The following is a 15,621-nucleotide window of genomic DNA, read 5'->3' as shown; positions in this document are numbered from 1 at the left end:
TCTTGCCAATCGTCTTCAACAAGTATTTTTTCTCAATCATCATCGCGCCCAAGCAAGTCGGCCGTGGGCAGTTCGCCCATGCGTTTGGGCACGTTCAGGCCAAAGTGCAAATAAGCATGCCGGGTGACCACACGACCCCGCGGGGTGCGCATGATGTAGCCCTGCTGAATCAGGTAGGGTTCGAGCACATCCTCGATGGTGTGGCGCTCCTCACTGATGGCAGCAGCCAGGTTATCGATACCCACCGGGCCACCGTCGAACTTCTCGATCATGGTCAGCAGTAGACGTCGGTCCTGGTGATCGAAGCCACGTTCATCGACATCCAGCAGGTTTAGCGCTAGGTCGGCAATCGGACGGGTAATATCGCCCTGCCCGCGCACCTCGGCAAAATCGCGCACGCGGCGCAGCAGACGGTTGGCAATCCGTGGTGTACCGCGTGCGCGGCGGGCAATCTCGAAGGCACCGTGGGGTTCGATGGACAGGCCGAGAATCCCCGCCGAACGCATGACGATGGTCGCCAGGTCTTCGGTGTTATAGAACTCCAGGCGCTGAACAATGCCAAAACGGTCACGCAGTGGATTTGTCAGCATGCCGGCACGCGTGGTGGCGCCGACCAAGGTAAAGGGCGGCAGATCGAGCTTGATCGAGCGCGCAGCAGGACCTTCGCCGATCATGATGTCGAGCTGAAAGTCTTCCATGGCCGGGTACAGCACTTCTTCAACGATCGGCGAAAGACGATGGATTTCATCGATAAACAGCACATCGCCTGGCTCAAGATTGGTCAGCAAAGCGGCTAGATCACCCGGACGCTCCAGCACGGGACCCGAGGTGCTCTTGATCGAGACGTTCATTTCCTGGGCGATGATATTGGCCAGGGTGGTCTTGCCCAGGCCAGGTGGGCCAAAGATCAGGGTGTGATCGAGCGCCTCGCTGCGCCCACGGGCCGCCTGGATAAACAGCTCCATCTGCTCGCGCACACTTGGCTGACCAATGTATTCAGCCAATTTCAGCGGGCGAATGGCACGGTCAACCTGCTCATCACGGTCACGCGGGGCTGCGGTAATCAGGCGATCAGCTTCTAGCACTAGACCATTCCCTTCAGGGCTCGACGAATCATATCTTCACTGCTCAAACCGTCTTCCTTAATAGCTGAGACGGCGCGGCTGGCTTCTTGGGGTTTGTAGCCGAGCGAAATAAGTGCACTGACCGCATCATTCTCCGCGCTTGAGACTGTACTGCCGGCGCGAGGTTCCACCACCAGGCTCGACATACCGGGCACGGTTTCCCAGGCTTTGAAGCGATCCTTCAGTTCAACCAACAGGCGCTCGGCGGTTTTCTTGCCAACACCCGGAATCTTCACCAACACCGAGGTATCTTGCGCCTGCACACAACGCACCAACTCATCGACTTCAAGGCCGGACATCAGGGCTAGTGCCAGCTTCGGTCCCACGCCGTTGAGGCGGATCAGCTCGCGAAACAGCTCACGCTCGCGCTTCTCGTAGAAGCCATAGAGCAGATGTGCATCCTCGCGCACCACCAGATGGGTGTGCAGAGTCAGCGGCTCACCAACTGCAGGCAAACGGTACAGAGTGGTCATGGGCACTTCCAGCTCATAACCCAAACCATTTATGTCAACAATCACATGCGGCGGCTGCTTTTCCGCCAGGGTGCCACGCAAACGTCCGATCACCGCTGCTTTCCTTAAAAATTACGTTACAAACGAAGGCGCCCGGCGCGCCGCTTGGCACCGACCAGACCATGGGGAATAAGACTTTGTCGGTGATGGGCGTGGCACAGGGCGATGGCCAGGGCGTCCGATGCGTCGATCTGTGGCTTCTGCACCAGTTTGAGCAGGTGCATGACCATCAGCTGCACCTGTTCCTTATCCGCCCCGCCCGTGCCGGCAATCGCCTGCTTGACCTGGGTCGCGGTGTATTCGGCGATATCCAGCCCAGCCTCAATTCCCGCCACGATGGCCACACCGCGCGCCTGACCAAGCTTGAGCGCAGAATCCGGGTTGCGCGCCATAAATACCTGTTCGATACCCATGGTCACCGGCCCGTAAGTTTCAATCACCTCGCGCACCCCGCGAAACACCACCTGCAGACGCTCAGGCATCGAACCATTGCCTGTACGAATGCAGCCGGAGGCAACATATTCGCAGTTACGCCCGGTATCGCGCACCACACCGTAACCGGTGATACGCGAACCTGGGTCAATGCCGAGAATCAAGGTCATGCCCTACCGCTCACTCAAGGTGCCGGCCAACTCAGCCCGCATACTGTCTATTTATCCAGCTTGCGAGTATAGGGCCAGCCCACTTCGGCGTCACCCAGGCAGGCGCTATAAAGAATGACCAAGAGTCGGCTTTAACGCTGCATTGAGATAACCACTGATGAGTCGCCTATAAAAAAGCCGGAAGTGCTCAGGCATATACCTGAAGACCTCCGGCTTTTTATTGATACCCCACACTCAGCCAAGCTGTTCCATGATTTCGTCAGGAATCTCAGCGTTGTGATAGACCTCCTGCACATCATCAAGGTCTTCGAGCATATCGATCAGCTTGATGACTTTTTGCGCAGTTTCCAGCTCAGTAACTGGCGCACTGATAGAAGGGATCATGGCGATTTCCGCCTCTGCAGCCTTGAAGCCAGCCGCACTGAGCGCCTCGTTGACGCCATGGAAATCAGCAAAACCGGTGGACACTAGCGCCGAACCGTCCTCAGCCATTTCCACATCGTCAGCACCGGCCTCCAGAGCGGCTTCCATCAAGGCATCTTCGCTCACACCTGCAGCAAAGCTGATCTGCCCCTTGCGGTCGAACATATAGGCGACCGAACCGTCAGTCCCCAGGTTGCCACCGCACTTACTGAAGGCATGCCGCACTTCGGCTGCCGTGCGATTGCGGTTATCCGTCATGGCCTCGACGATAATAGCCACGCCGCCCAGCGCATAACCCTCGTAACTCAGTTCGACGACGTTGTCGGCTTCGCTGTTGCCAGCGCCACGGGCAATGGCACGGTCGATTACATCACGCGACATGTTGTTGGTCAGCGCCTTGTCCACCGCCAGACGCAGACGCGGGTTGTCCGCAGGAATCGCACCGCCATGCTTGGAGGCAACCGTTAGCTCACGAATCAGCTTGGTGAAGATCTTGCCGCGCTTGGCGTCCTGACGCCCTTTGCGGTGCTTGATATTGGCCCACTTGGAATGACCAGCCATAACTCACTCCGTTTGTCTCAGTTCAATTCACTGTAGGAGCGGGCCATGCCCGCGAAAGAAAGATCGCCGCCATGGGCCGCTCCTATGGGATACCTATAAAGAAGAAGCCTGGTAAACCAGGCTCCTTGTGACGCTTTATTCCGCTTTCGGCTGCTCGCGCAGGCGAATGTGCAGTTCACGCAACGACTTGTTGTCCACCTCACCCGGCGCCTGAGTCATCACGCAAGCCGCGCTCTGGGTTTTCGGGAAGGCAATCACTTCACGGATCGACTGCGCGCCGGTCATCAGCATCACCAGGCGGTCCAGACCAAAGGCCAGGCCACCATGGGGCGGTGCACCGAACTTCAGGGCGTCGAGGAGGAAGCCGAACTTCTCCTGCTGCTCGTCTTCGCTGATACCGAGTACGCGGAACACGGTCTGTTGCATCGATTTGTCGTGGATACGGATTGAGCCGCCACCCAGCTCGGTACCGTTCAGAACCATGTCATAGGCACGCGACAGTGCAGCGGCCGGATTGGCCTCCAGCTCGGCCGGACTGCAACTTGGCGCGGTGAACGGGTGATGCATGGCGGTCAGGCTGCCGTCGTCATTCTCTTCGAACATCGGGAAGTCGACCACCCACAGCGGCGCCCACTCACAGGTCAGCAGATTGAGGTCATGACCGAGCTTGATCCGCAGCGCGCCCAGGGCTTCGCTAACGATCTTGGATTTGTCGGCACCGAAGAACACGATGTCGCCATCGACGGCACCAACGCGATCAAGGATCACATTGATGTTATCCAGTGGGATGTTCTTGACGATCGGCGACTGCAGACCTTCCACGCCGTTGGCGCGCTCGTTGACCTTGATGTAAGCCAGACCTTTGGCGCCATAGATGCCAACGAACTTGGTGTAATCGTCGATCTGCTTGCGCGGCATGCTCGCCCCGCCCGGTACGCGCAGCGCGGTCACACGGCACTTGGGGTCGTTGGCCGGGCCAGCGAACACCTTGAAGTCGACGTCCTTGAGCTGATCCTCAACATCCACCAGCTCCAGCGGGTTACGCAGGTCCGGTTTGTCGGAACCGAAACGACGCATGGCCTCGGCCAGGGTCATGTGCGGCAGCTCGCCGAACTCGACGTCCAGCACTTCCTTGAACAGCTGACGAATCATCTTCTCGGTGATGGCCATGATGTCGGCTTCATTGAGGAAGCTGGTTTCGATGTCGATCTGGGTGAATTCCGGCTGACGATCAGCACGCAGATCTTCGTCACGGAAGCATTTGGCGATCTGGTAGTAGCGATCGAAGCCCGCCACCATCAGCAGCTGCTTGAACAGCTGTGGCGACTGCGGCAAAGCGAAGAAACTGCCGGCGTGAGTGCGGCTCGGCACCAGATAATCGCGCGCGCCCTCAGGAGTGGCGCGGGTGAGGATCGGCGTTTCCACGTCGAGAAAACCGTTGTCATCCAGGTAGCGGCGGATGCTGCTGGTAATGCTCGAACGCAGTTTCAGCTTGGCCGCCATTTCAGGGCGACGCAGGTCGATGAAGCGGTAGCGCAGGCGGGTTTCTTCGCCGACGTCGGTGTATTCGTTGAGCGGGAACGGTGGGGTTTCTGCTTCGTTCAGCACTTCCAGCTCATAGCCCAGCACTTCGATAGCGCCGGACGCCATATTGGCGTTGCCGGCACCAGCCGGACGCAGTCGCACCTTACCGGTGACCTTGACCACGTATTCACTGCGCACCTTGTCGGCAGTGGCGAAAGTTTCGGCACGATCCGGGTCGAATACCACCTGGGCCAGACCTTCACGGTCACGGATGTCGAGGAAAATCACCCCGCCATGGTCACGGCGGCGATGTACCCAACCGCAAAGGGTGACTTCCTGGCCGTCCAGGCTCTCGTTCAGTTGGCCGCAATAATGGCTGCGCATCATGGTGGTGGTCGCTTCTCTTGAGTCTTGAATTCGTTGGGCCGCAGTGACTGCGACGCTCGTTGGCCGGAAAACCGGCTGGCGCGGGCGCCATTTTCCGCAATTGCACTGCCTTTAAGGGGCGCGAAACGATCAGCGGCGCATATGCAGCCAACTGCTCGCCCGATATAACGCGGCAAAGCGCGGGATTATATATGGTTAAGCCGCCACTTGCAGCCGCCGCCCCGCGCGCTTTTGACAACGCTTTCTATACTCAGCATGCAGCACTCTGATCGTCGAATAGCGGAGAGGCTTATGGTCACGCCGAACCTGGCTGAAATCCCCAGCGATTTGCTGGCAGACTTTCGCCTGGAATCCAGCGAACAATTCCAGCGTTGCGAGCAATTGCTGATCGAGCTCGAGCACGCCCCCGATGACCGCGAACGCCTGCGCGAGCTATTTCGCCTGGTGCATACACTCAAGGGCAACCTGGGTTATATCGGCCTGGATACGCTGATGACAGTGCCGCAGGCCATGGAAGATGTACTGTCGTGCCTGCGCGAAGGCCAATTGCATTTCGACAGCCTGCTGGGCGATATCCTTCTATTAACCCTCGACCACCTGAAAGAACTGATCCAGCACGCACTAGGCGGCCCACTAGCACAACTCAGCGCAGCTCAAAGCAAAGCGCTTAGCCAGGCACTCAGGGCCCTACCGCTTGCACCGGTAGCGCAACAAACCGGTATTCGCAGCGCACTGCTACAACAACTTGATCCCAGTTCAAAGCCGCCAACAGCCATTGCTGCAGACGAACCCGCGGCTGCCGATTTGCTCAGGCGCTACGGCATCGAGCCCGACGCTGACTTGCTGTTCTTCGTTGACCTGATGCAAGCCAGCGAGCGCCGCTCACACTTCTGGCAAGGTCGCGGCCTACGCCAACTCGACCTAGCCCTGGCAATAAATCAACTGGGCGGCAACCCGGAACAACCCGAGCAACTGGCGGCAGCCATCTGCCTGCACGATCTGGGAATGGCCTTTCTGCCGCTAGAGATGCTGCACAAGGAAGCACATTTTAATCGCGAAGAGCGGCGGCAGATGCAATCCCACCCGCGCCTAGCCTACGACCTACTCAAGCGCATGCCGCGCTGGGATGCGGCCGCAGAAATAACCCTGCAACACCAAGAGCACGCCGACGGCAGCGGCTACCCCAAAGGCCTGAGAGAGCTCGAAACCAGCCCAGGCGCCCTGATTCTCAACATCGTCGACACCTTCGACGCCCGCACTCACGAACGCGCCCACCAAACCCTGAATAAACGCCCTCTGCTGCGCGCTATTCTGGAAATAAACAACCTCGCCGGAAGGCAGTTCAGCGCGCACTGGGTCGAGCTATTCAACCAGACGCTGCAACAACATCCAGAGCTGGCGCATCGTTAAGCCCTAGAAAGCGGAACCCAAACCAAGCAATAGCCTCCAACCATCACTTTCATTGATATAAACCACGGTAAAGCTCGGCAAAACCCATGGTAGGCTCTGCCCATCACGCGGGCAGCCAAGCCCCGAGCCACCTGAGAGGAGAAATGGTATGGAAATCAATATCGGAATTGCCGAGCAGGACCGCGCCGCCATTGCCGAAGGCCTGTCGCGCTTGCTTGCTGACACCTACACCCTATACCTAAAAACCCACAATTTTCACTGGAACGTCACCGGCCCGATGTTCAACACCCTGCATCTTATGTTTGAAGGCCAGTACACCGAGCTGTCACTGGCAGTCGACCAGATTGCCGAACGCATTCGCGCCTTAGGCTTCCCGGCCCCTGGCACCTATGCTGCCTACGCCCGCCTTTCTTCTATAAAGGAAGAGGAAGGCGTGCCGAATGCTCAGGACATGATCAAACAACTGGTTCAAGGCCAGGAAGCCGTCGTACGCACCGCTCGCGGCATCTTCCCGCTGCTGGATAAAGTCAGCGACGAGCCCACTGCAGATCTGCTGACCCAGCGCATGCAAGTGCATGAGAAAACCGCCTGGATGCTGCGCAGCCTGCTGGCAGCCTAACTGGGTAAATAGGTAAATCACGTAAAAGGCCCGTCTTCACGGGCCTTTTACTAGGCGCTTGCCCAGCAGCTGTTCTATGCTTTGGTCAATTGCAACTTGGCCACAGTGACGTGCATGAACAAACCCGCCAAAGCCCCCAGCATCCTAGAGCTGTACCCCGAGGAGACCCGCGACGCTGCGGCTCTTCTAAAGAAGGCGGTACCGCTGATGATGCGCCACGATATACCGCCTAACCCGGTTCATTACGCCCTCTGGTACACCTACAGCAAAGGCCTGGAGCCCGAACTCAATCGCCGCCTCGACAAAACCGTCAAAGACTTTGACAGCTTTCCTCCGGAAACTGCGGCCAAGTTGTTTCGCGACTACATCATCCATGGCGAGCTCGAAGAGGCCCGCACCGGTCAGCAACAGGTGATCGAACTGGTTGATGATATCGAAGGCAACGTGTCGCGCAGCCTCATTGGTAGCCGCAACTACCAGGCTAGCTTGGAGCACGGTCTAGCCGCGCTGCAGGAGCCGATCATTGATGACCTGCCGAATGTCTTGATCGAACTGCAGCAAAGCACGCAACTGATACAGGACCAGCAAGACAAATTCCTTTATCGACTAAATGCCGCCCAGCAGGAAATCAAGAACCTGCGCAGCCAACTAGAACGCGCGCACATCGCCGCAACACTGGATAGCCTGACCCAGGTATTCAACCGCAATGCGTTCAGCAGACTGCTAGAGCAGACCCTGAGCAGCGAACATGATGGCGTCGCCCTGGTGATGCTGGATATCGACCACTTCAAACAATTCAACGACCAATATGGCCACCCTCTGGGTGATCGAGTACTGCAGCACGTTGGCCAATTGTTGCGTGACCTCTTGCCTCCACGCGCCATGGCCGCACGTTATGGCGGTGAAGAATTCTGCATCATCCTGCGCGATTGCTTTGACAACGCAACGGCTTACGCTTTTGCCGAACAATTGCGCCTGAAAATCCAGTCCCTGCGGATCAAAGTACGTCGCACCGACGAAGTACTCGACAGCATCACCGCCTCCTTCGGCTTCGCCCTTGCGGAACAAGGCGATACGCTGGAAACCCTGCTCACCCGCGCCGATGACGCGCTTTATCAGGCTAAGCGCGATGGCCGCAATCAAGTGAGCCCCAACCCGAGCGAAACAGCACTCAGTGCTTGATTGAGAACCCCTCCTCTTTGCTGTTAAATACGCCCCGTGCTGCTGGACCATATCCATGGTTCAGCACATAGGTTGGTATCACGCGCACCTATTCCTCCCTTGCAATGCCCAATACGCGCAACCAGCCCTTCCTGTTGACTCTTTAATTAAGCGAGCTCATCGAACATGTTGAAAATTGTCCACCTTCTGACGGGCGCTCTCGCCCTGCTACTTTCTTTTGCCCCATCCTTTGGCAGCACCCCACAGTCTTTTTTAGAGCAACCCAGCGCACTGTGCCTTGCCCTGTTCGGCCTGCTGAACCTGCTACTTGCACCTCAACTGCCCATCTGGCACGCCGGCCTGCGCCATCAAGCACAGAACCTAGTCTCAGCCTTGCTGGTACTCGGCACCCTACTACAAGCCTTGGTTCTGCTCGCCCCGCTACCGGTAATCGCCAACCAACCGGCTAGCCTGTTTAGCCTGCTGATCATCGCTGCTGCCGTAGCCGTGCACTTAGCGGCCAACCTGCGCCTTCAGTCGCGCAACACCGCAAGTTTGCAGGAACTAGGCGACCGCGAGACAGGTACCGTCAAGTGGTTCAATACCTCGAAGGGTTTTGGCTTTATCTCCCGCGACTCGGGCGACGATATTTTCGTGCACTTTCGCGCCATTCGCGGTGAAGGCCACCGCGTATTGGTTGAAGGCCAGCGGGTCGAATTCGCCGTAATGCAACGCGATAAAGGCCTGCAAGCCGAAGACGTCATCGCCGCGCTTCCCGCACGACGTTAATCGCATAAACGCAAAAGGCCCGCACGCTGCGGGCCTTTTGCGTTTTACAACCGATCAGTAATGGGGCGGCGGCGCCTCATCCTCAGCCATACCGAACTGCGAACTCACTTCATCCTGACGCTTGATTAAAGCTGCCACCTGCAGCTGCAAGCGCTCCAGAAGCCACTGCTGCGCCACCAGCGCGTCGTTAAGCGCCTGAATAGTGTCGTCCTGAAACGCCAGTCGGCTTTGCAAGTCGTTGATGCGTTCTTCTATTTCCACCAGATCAACTCTCAGCAAAACAAAAATCCCCGGTCAAAACCAGGCGTAAGCGGGCTTTCAGCGAGGTCAGTTGATCAGGCGTATACGCCTGCGCCGGATGTTTGCCCCAAACGGGCGCTGGCCAAGCCGCATCCTCGCGCCGCCGTACAATGACATGCATATGCAACTGACTGACCATATTACCCAAGGTCGCGACATTCATCTTATCTGCTGCAAAACAGTCCTTAAGCACCTCCGCAAGGCTGCTGGTTTCCCGCCAGAGCTGTAGCTGATCGGCAGCTTCCAAGTGAAATAACTCGCTGACATCGTCACGACGCGGCACCAAGATAAACCAGGGGTACTGCGCATCATTCATCAACAGCAAACTGCATAGCGGGTAATCACCCAACCAAACAGTGTCCTGCTGCAAGCGCGAATCCAGAACAAACATGACCATTACCTTTATAAGACAAAACCACTAACTCAGAGCTATCGAACATGCCAAGCAACAGAACCTGAAACCAGATCAACCTACTGGCCGCGATTCAAACCAACACCAGTAAACCAGTGTACGTAGGATACGCCGAAGCTGAAAATGCGACACTTATGAACAGCCCTATTTCCATGCACCAATAGACAGCACCCGGCAAAACCACCCCAGGCTCACGCACCAAAACTGTTCCCTTCGGTAATGCCCGGCAGCAACCAAATACTGCGCAATGGCCAGGCGACAACAAGCGGCTAAAAACAGAGGAGAAATCGACCGCAAAAATGCCTTTCTCTGCCAACAAAAATAGAAAAACCCTCTAAAAAACAGGCCATAAACCAATGCAACCCCTGAAAATCTTGATCACATAGGCCAAATTGAGGATAAAAATTTGCTTTCCGTATTTTGAGCACGACTATTGCTAAGCAATTCGTGACGAATCGCACTGCACCGTTTAGCTGCTGAAGGCAGCCTGCGGCAAGCGCAAAAATCCGTTAGCGTTGGCTTCCTAGCACGCAGCTGCTTCTACAAAAATGCGACATGACTCATAAGCTTTTGCGACACAGCCGTGAAGAAATCGTAATGAATAGATTGCAACTATCGCCAACATTGGCAGCGTGCTATAAGTTACCGCCGACACAAAAAGAAAGAGCCGTCCATATAACAACCAGCCGGACGGCGCAACTTTTCTAAACCAAAGGAGCAATCACGATGCAAGTGATGAAGTGGAGCGTAATCGCCCTCGCAGTAGCAGCGGGCACCAGTCAAATGGCCGTGGCGTCCAGCCAGTCCGAATCCAAGGGTATTGTTGAAGACAGCAGCTTCAATATCTTCAACCGCGTCCTATATCAGAACCGTGATTTCCGTAATGGTCCAAACTCCGCCAGCAACTCGGCAAACCCTGCCGGCTACCGTGAAGAGACAGGCCTGGGCATTCGCCTGCTGCTTGAATCCGGCTTCACTCAAGGCACCGTAGGTGTTGGTTTTGACGCTCATTCCCTGAGTAGCATCAAGCTGGACAGTGGCCGTGGCCGCGTAGGTACTGGCCAATTCGGCAAAACCGATGACGGCCGTGGTGATGACACCCAAACTGAAGTCGGCGGCGCAATTAAGTTCCGTATCTCCGACACAGTACTGAAACATGGCAACATGTTCACAGGCAGCCCAGTATTTTCCACTGACGACAGCCGCATCCTGCCTGAAGTCGCCACTGGCACCCTGCTTACCAGCAACGAAATCGAAGGCCTTGAGCTGACCGCTGGTCGCTTCACCGCCCTGAGCAGCCAGACAGGCAGCAGCCGCGATGACATTAACGGTAAAGGTGAAGCCGGTCTCACTTCTGCCGATATTATCGGCGCTTCTTATGCCGTAAGCGACAACCTGAGCGTTGCAGCACACGCCTCTGACGTCGAAGATTACTGGAACAAGTATTACGGCAATGTTAACTACAACATGCCGCTCACTGAAGATCAGGCGCTGAACTTCGACTTCAACATCTATAAAACCGAATACGACAAGCAGTACACCAATACCTCCAGCGACCAAGACAACACCATCTGGAGCTTTGCGACCAAATACAGCATGGGCGCACACGGCGTGACCGTCGCCTACCAGCGCTCCAGCGGCGACCGCGGCTACGATTACGGTGTTGACGGTGGCGGCACCATCTGGCTGTCAAACTCGGTTCAATACTCCGACTTCAACGCCGAAGACGAGACCTCCTGGCAGGTTCGTTACGACCTCAACATGGCCGAGTACGGCGTACCAGGCCTTAGCTTCATGACTCGTTACATCGCTGGTGACAACATTGTCACTGATACCAAGTCGGACGTTGAAGAGCGCGAACTTGACCTAGAAGCCAAGTACGTCATCCAAGAAGGCGCAGCCAAGGACCTGTCCTTCCGCCTCCGTAACGCCTTCTACCGTGCAGACAAAGCCTATGGCGGTGACGTCAACGATTTCCGTCTGATCGTTGAATACCCACTGAGCGTTCTGTAATTCAGAGTGTTTAGCTGGTAAAGAAAGCCCGACCTAGGTCGGGCTTTTTCTTGCCTGCTGCAAAATTACAACGGTAACGCATACGTCCCAGTAACATGCGCCACCAGCTCTTCGTTATTACCCTGCGAATACACCGATACTTCGCAAACAGCCTGCCTACGACTTAATCTCAATATCTGCGCTTCGGCTAATAGATCAACTGGCTTGGGTTTAACCAGAAAGTTGATATTTAAATTAGACGTCACGGCCATCTCAACCCGCCCAAGCCTGCCCAGCACCACCACATACATGGCTGCATCTGCCAACGCCATAATGGTTGGCCCGGACAAGGTGCCGCCTGGTCGAATCAATTTGCTGTGAAATGGCACGCGCGCCAGTGCACCGTCGGCGTCCAGTCGATCGATACACAAGTTGATGTCTTCTGCCATCGGCAGCCCCGCCCGTATAAGCGCCTGCACCTGTTCCGCCGTCAATATCGACACACTCCCCTCCTTTTATAAGCACACGCCAGCATCCTGTACGCATCTGTACAGGCACCGTACAATGCGGGCCATTCAAAATCTCTTGCAACCGACAGAACAGCCAAATATGCGTACCAGCCAGTTCCTGCTCTCGACTCTGAAAGAAACCCCATCCGACGCTGTGGTCATCAGCCATCAGCTGATGCTGCGTGCCGGCATGATCCGCAAGCTGGCTTCCGGCCTGTATACCTGGCTGCCCATGGGCCTGCGCGTGCTGCGCAAAGTGGAGAAAGTCGTCCGCGAGGAAATGAATGCCGCAGGCGCGCTGGAAGTGCTGATGCCAGGTATTCAGCCGGCAGAGCTGTGGCAGGAATCCGGGCGCTGGGAGCAGTACGGCCCGGAATTGCTGCGCATGAAGGATCGTCACGGCCGCGATTTCTGCGCCGGCCCGACCCATGAAGAAGTCATCACCGATCTGGCGCGCAATGAGCTGAACAGCTACAAGCAGCTGCCGATCAACCTGTATCAGATCCAGACCAAGTTCCGCGATGAGATTCGCCCGCGCTTCGGTTTGATGCGTGGCCGCGAGTTCATCATGAAGGACGCCTACTCCTTCCACGTCGACCAGGCTTCGCTGCAAGAAACCTATGACCGCATGCACCAAGCCTATTGCAACGTGTTCACCCGCCTAGGCCTGAACTTCCGCCCTGTGCAGGCGGATACCGGCTCCATCGGTGGTACTGGCTCCCACGAGTTCCACGTGCTGGCTGACTCCGGCGAAGACGATATCGCCTTTAGCGACAGCTCCGACTACGCGGCCAATATCGAGAAAGCCGAAGCCGTTCCGCGCGAAAGCAGCCGTGGCGCAGCCACTGAAAGCATGCGCATGGTTGAAACCCCGGACACCAAAACCATCGACGCGCTGGTTCAAGGCTTTGGCCTGGCCATCGAAAAAACCATCAAGACCCTGATGGTGCATGGCGCCAAAAAAGGCACCCTGGTTGCCTTGATCGTACGCGGCGACCACGAACTAAACGAAATCAAGGCCGCCAACCTGGAGCTGGTTGCCAGCCCACTGGTGATGGCCAGCGAAGCCGAGATTCGCGCAGCCATTGGCGCAGGTCCCGGCTCACTGGGCCCGGTCAACCTGCCCATCCCTTGCATCATCGACCGCTCGGTTGCCTTGATGAGCGACTTCGCCTCTGGCGCCAACATCGACGACAAGCACTATTTCGGTGTGAACTGGGAGCGTGACCTACCGCTGCCGGAAGTTGCCGACCTGCGTAACGTGCTGGCCGGCGACCCAAGCCCGGACGGCAAAGGCACTCTGGAAATCAAACGCGGCATCGAAGTTGGGCATATCTTCCAGCTGGGCACCAAGTACAGCGAAGCGCTGAACTGCCAGGTGCTGGGAGAGAACGGCAAGCCGGTGACCCTGACCATGGGCTGCTATGGCATCGGCGTTTCCCGTGTGGTGGCGGCAGCCATCGAGCAGAACAACGATGACCGTGGCATCCTCTGGAATGACGCGCTGGCACCTTTCCATATCGCTCTGGTACCGCTGCGTTACGAGACTGACGCCGTGCGCGAAGCCACTGACAAGCTGTATGCCGAGCTTACCGCTGCCGGTTTCGAAGTACTGCTCGATGACCGTGACAAAAAGACCAGCCCGGGCATCAAATTCGCGGATATGGAACTGATCGGCATCCCGCATCGCATCGTAGTCAGCGATCGTGGCCTGGCCGAAGGCAACCTGGAATACAAGAGCCGCAAGGAAACCGACGCCCAGGCCGTGCCTATCGCCGACATCCTGAGCTTTATCCAGGCCCGCATCAGCCACTGATCTCAGCCCTTTTAGCAAGAGTCGTCATGTTCAAGCGAAACACCCTCAGCCTCATCGCCACCCTTGTGGGTGGCTGTCTGCTACTCAGCGGTTGCGCCAACCAGTTGCCGCAACGCAGCGAGCACGAGGAGCGCGTCGAACGCAAATTGCTCGATCACAGCCTGCAGATCGATGTCGGTGAACCTCGCGTGTTGGAGTTGCCGCAGCGCCGTGTGCGCGTGCATGAACAGAAGACCTTCGAGGTCACCGCGTTTGACGTGACGCGCCGCTATGACCGCTACACCCCTTACCAGCCTTGGCGTGAGCTGTATGAAGTGCCACTGGGAGCATTAGCGGTAGTCGGTGGCATCGGCGCCAACGTGCTCAACGTGGTACTACTCGGCAGCCTGCCTGATACCGTCACCAAAGACTGGATCAGCTACGGCTTTGCTGGGCTCAACCCGGCGATGAACGTTGAATCTAACGGTCGCTCGCAGCAGAACCTCGCCAGCCTTGAGGAACGCCGTCAGGATGCGCGCATGGAGTATTCCAGCCTGCCATGGGCCGAGCGCCCGGTACTGATTAAAGCTGGCGAGCAGAACCATGAACTGCTCACCGACCGTAACGGCATCCTGCGCCTGAACCTGCTCGACAGCCCGTTTGCCGAAGAGGACGTCACCCTGATTAGCACGCTGCTGCTGACGGTTGAAGACGATCAGGGCTCGGCCCGCGCCGATGCCTCCCTGCTGGTCAGTCGTACACTGCGCGGCAAGCTGCAGGAAGCTCACAGACTGATTTACGACGATCTTGAAGATGACGACGTTGCCCAGTGGGTACACCGGGTCAAACGCCTGTCAGAGCTGGGCCTCGAAGAGGAAGCTAGCGAACTGGAACAGAGCCTGATCGAACTGACGCGCAACGATCCGGAACTGCAGAAGATCTTTCTGCAGGCCCTGACCAAAGAGGCCGGCCGCCTGGTCGCCGACCCAGGCAACGACTGACGCCCTCATGTTGCAGCACCTGACCTGCGCCCTACTCGGCCTGCTGCTCTGCAGTGCGGTGTATGCACAAGTGCGCCAGGCGCCGGAACCAGAGCTGCGCACACTGCTGCAACAGACCGTGGCCCAGGCCGACAGCTTTCAGGATCGCTTCGAGGCCGAAGTCTGGCTGCTGGATATGTCCACGCGCATGCGCCGCTATATCCCGGATGCCGAGGAACGCCTGAGCCTGCTGCGCCTCGTGCATCGCGAAGCCAGCAAGGCCGGCTTGCGCCCTGATCTGGTAATCGCCCTGATTAATGCCGAGAGCCATTTCGACCGTTTTGCTATTTCCTCAGTCGGCGCCCAGGGCATGATGCAAGTGATGCCCTTCTGGAAGGCTATGTCCCAAGACCGTGTTGCAAGGACTACGCTTTAAGGCAGACATCCGCTTGTGAGGTCAGCCCACCATGGATACTCAAGCCTTTCAGCGCTGGTTGGCCCAGGTGAGCCAGCTCAGTGCC

Annotated in this window: 15 protein-coding genes and 2 pseudogenes; 9 read left to right on the top strand and 8 right to left on the bottom strand. The window is 57.2% G+C overall.

From position 1 onward, the window contains the following. Positions 1 to 32 precede the first annotated feature (32 nt). From ruvB to aspS, 5 genes are all read right to left on the bottom strand, one after another. Positions 33 to 1,085, bottom strand: coding sequence for a Holliday junction branch migration DNA helicase RuvB (gene ruvB / locus AACX99_RS17395; protein ID WP_339413685.1), 1,053 nt, complete (start codon positions 1,083 to 1,085; stop codon positions 33 to 35). Continuing rightward, the gene (gene ruvA, locus AACX99_RS17390; protein WP_339413684.1) at positions 1,085 to 1,690 is read right to left on the bottom strand and encodes a Holliday junction branch migration protein RuvA; all 606 of its coding nucleotides are present in this window, start codon (positions 1,688 to 1,690) and stop codon (positions 1,085 to 1,087) included. Before ruvA ends, ruvB begins: the two co-directional genes overlap by 1 nt. A gap of 23 nt (positions 1,691 to 1,713) precedes the next feature. Next, complete coding sequence (ruvC, locus tag AACX99_RS17385) at positions 1,714 to 2,238, bottom strand: crossover junction endodeoxyribonuclease RuvC (protein ID WP_160015117.1); 525 nt, start codon at positions 2,236 to 2,238, stop codon at positions 1,714 to 1,716. A 234-nt stretch (positions 2,239 to 2,472) separates the two neighbouring features. Next, positions 2,473 to 3,222 (bottom strand): YebC/PmpR family DNA-binding transcriptional regulator, encoded by a 750-nt coding sequence (locus tag AACX99_RS17380; protein WP_339413683.1) that lies wholly within the window; start codon positions 3,220 to 3,222, stop codon positions 2,473 to 2,475. Between the two features lie 135 nt (positions 3,223 to 3,357). Continuing rightward, positions 3,358 to 5,133 (bottom strand): aspartate--tRNA ligase, encoded by a 1,776-nt coding sequence (gene aspS / locus AACX99_RS17375; RefSeq protein WP_339413682.1) that lies wholly within the window; start codon positions 5,131 to 5,133, stop codon positions 3,358 to 3,360. A gap of 291 nt (positions 5,134 to 5,424) precedes the next feature. Between aspS and AACX99_RS17370 the strand changes: the two genes are divergently transcribed. The 5 genes and pseudogenes from AACX99_RS17370 (at position 5,425) to AACX99_RS17350 (ending at position 9,112) form a co-directional block, all read left to right on the top strand. Continuing rightward, positions 5,425 to 6,543, top strand: a complete 1,119-nt coding sequence (locus tag AACX99_RS17370; RefSeq protein ID WP_339413681.1) for an HD domain-containing phosphohydrolase — start codon at positions 5,425 to 5,427, stop codon at positions 6,541 to 6,543. Positions 6,544 to 6,691: 148 nt separating this feature from the next. Beyond that, positions 6,692 to 7,162, top strand: coding sequence for a Dps family protein (locus AACX99_RS17365; protein WP_167144942.1), 471 nt, complete (start codon positions 6,692 to 6,694; stop codon positions 7,160 to 7,162). A gap of 114 nt (positions 7,163 to 7,276) precedes the next feature. Beyond that, a complete protein-coding gene (locus AACX99_RS17360; protein WP_339413680.1) occupies positions 7,277 to 8,344 on the top strand; it encodes a GGDEF domain-containing protein in 1,068 nt (355 codons plus the stop codon). Positions 8,345 to 8,509: 165 nt separating this feature from the next. Further along, positions 8,510 to 8,782: pseudogene (locus tag AACX99_RS17355) on the top strand (cold shock domain-containing protein membrane protein); the annotation flags it as partial. Between the two features lie 96 nt (positions 8,783 to 8,878). Further along, positions 8,879 to 9,112, top strand: coding sequence for a cold-shock protein (locus tag AACX99_RS17350; RefSeq protein ID WP_339413785.1), 234 nt, complete (start codon positions 8,879 to 8,881; stop codon positions 9,110 to 9,112). 54 nt (positions 9,113 to 9,166) lie between these two features. Here the strand turns inward: AACX99_RS17350 and AACX99_RS17345 are convergent, their stop codons facing one another. Next, the gene (locus AACX99_RS17345; protein WP_339413783.1) at positions 9,167 to 9,373 is read right to left on the bottom strand and encodes a SlyX family protein; all 207 of its coding nucleotides are present in this window, start codon (positions 9,371 to 9,373) and stop codon (positions 9,167 to 9,169) included. 4 nt (positions 9,374 to 9,377) lie between these two features. Further along, positions 9,378 to 9,803 (bottom strand): HIT family protein, encoded by a 426-nt coding sequence (locus AACX99_RS17340; RefSeq protein WP_339413679.1) that lies wholly within the window; start codon positions 9,801 to 9,803, stop codon positions 9,378 to 9,380. 747 nt (positions 9,804 to 10,550) lie between these two features. On the opposite strand from AACX99_RS17340, the gene AACX99_RS17335 reads away from it, so the two are divergent. Then, the gene (locus tag AACX99_RS17335; protein WP_339413678.1) at positions 10,551 to 11,837 is read left to right on the top strand and encodes an OprD family porin; all 1,287 of its coding nucleotides are present in this window, start codon (positions 10,551 to 10,553) and stop codon (positions 11,835 to 11,837) included. Between the two features lie 65 nt (positions 11,838 to 11,902). Here the strand turns inward: AACX99_RS17335 and AACX99_RS17330 are convergent, their stop codons facing one another. Beyond that, a complete protein-coding gene (locus AACX99_RS17330) occupies positions 11,903 to 12,310 on the bottom strand; it encodes a PaaI family thioesterase (RefSeq protein WP_339413782.1) in 408 nt (135 codons plus the stop codon). 115 nt (positions 12,311 to 12,425) lie between these two features. Between AACX99_RS17330 and AACX99_RS17325 the strand changes: the two genes are divergently transcribed. The 3 genes and pseudogenes from AACX99_RS17325 to AACX99_RS17315 all read left to right on the top strand — a co-directional run. Then, entirely contained in the window at positions 12,426 to 14,141 is a 1,716-nt protein-coding gene (locus AACX99_RS17325) for a proline--tRNA ligase (RefSeq protein ID WP_339413677.1), read from the top strand. 26 nt (positions 14,142 to 14,167) lie between these two features. Further along, a complete protein-coding gene (locus AACX99_RS17320; RefSeq protein WP_339413676.1) occupies positions 14,168 to 15,121 on the top strand; it encodes a hypothetical protein in 954 nt (317 codons plus the stop codon). A 7-nt stretch (positions 15,122 to 15,128) separates the two neighbouring features. Further along, positions 15,129 to 15,500, top strand: a pseudogene (locus AACX99_RS17315) (transglycosylase SLT domain-containing protein); the annotation flags it as partial. Positions 15,501 to 15,621: the final 121 nt, after the last annotated feature.

The organism is Pseudomonas sp. EA_35y_Pfl2_R5, assembly GCF_963970805.1.
In the GTDB taxonomy this organism is placed as follows: domain Bacteria; phylum Pseudomonadota; class Gammaproteobacteria; order Pseudomonadales; family Pseudomonadaceae; genus Aquipseudomonas.
The sequence above is the reverse complement of the archived record's forward strand: the minus strand, read 5'-3'. Positions and strand labels throughout refer to the sequence as shown.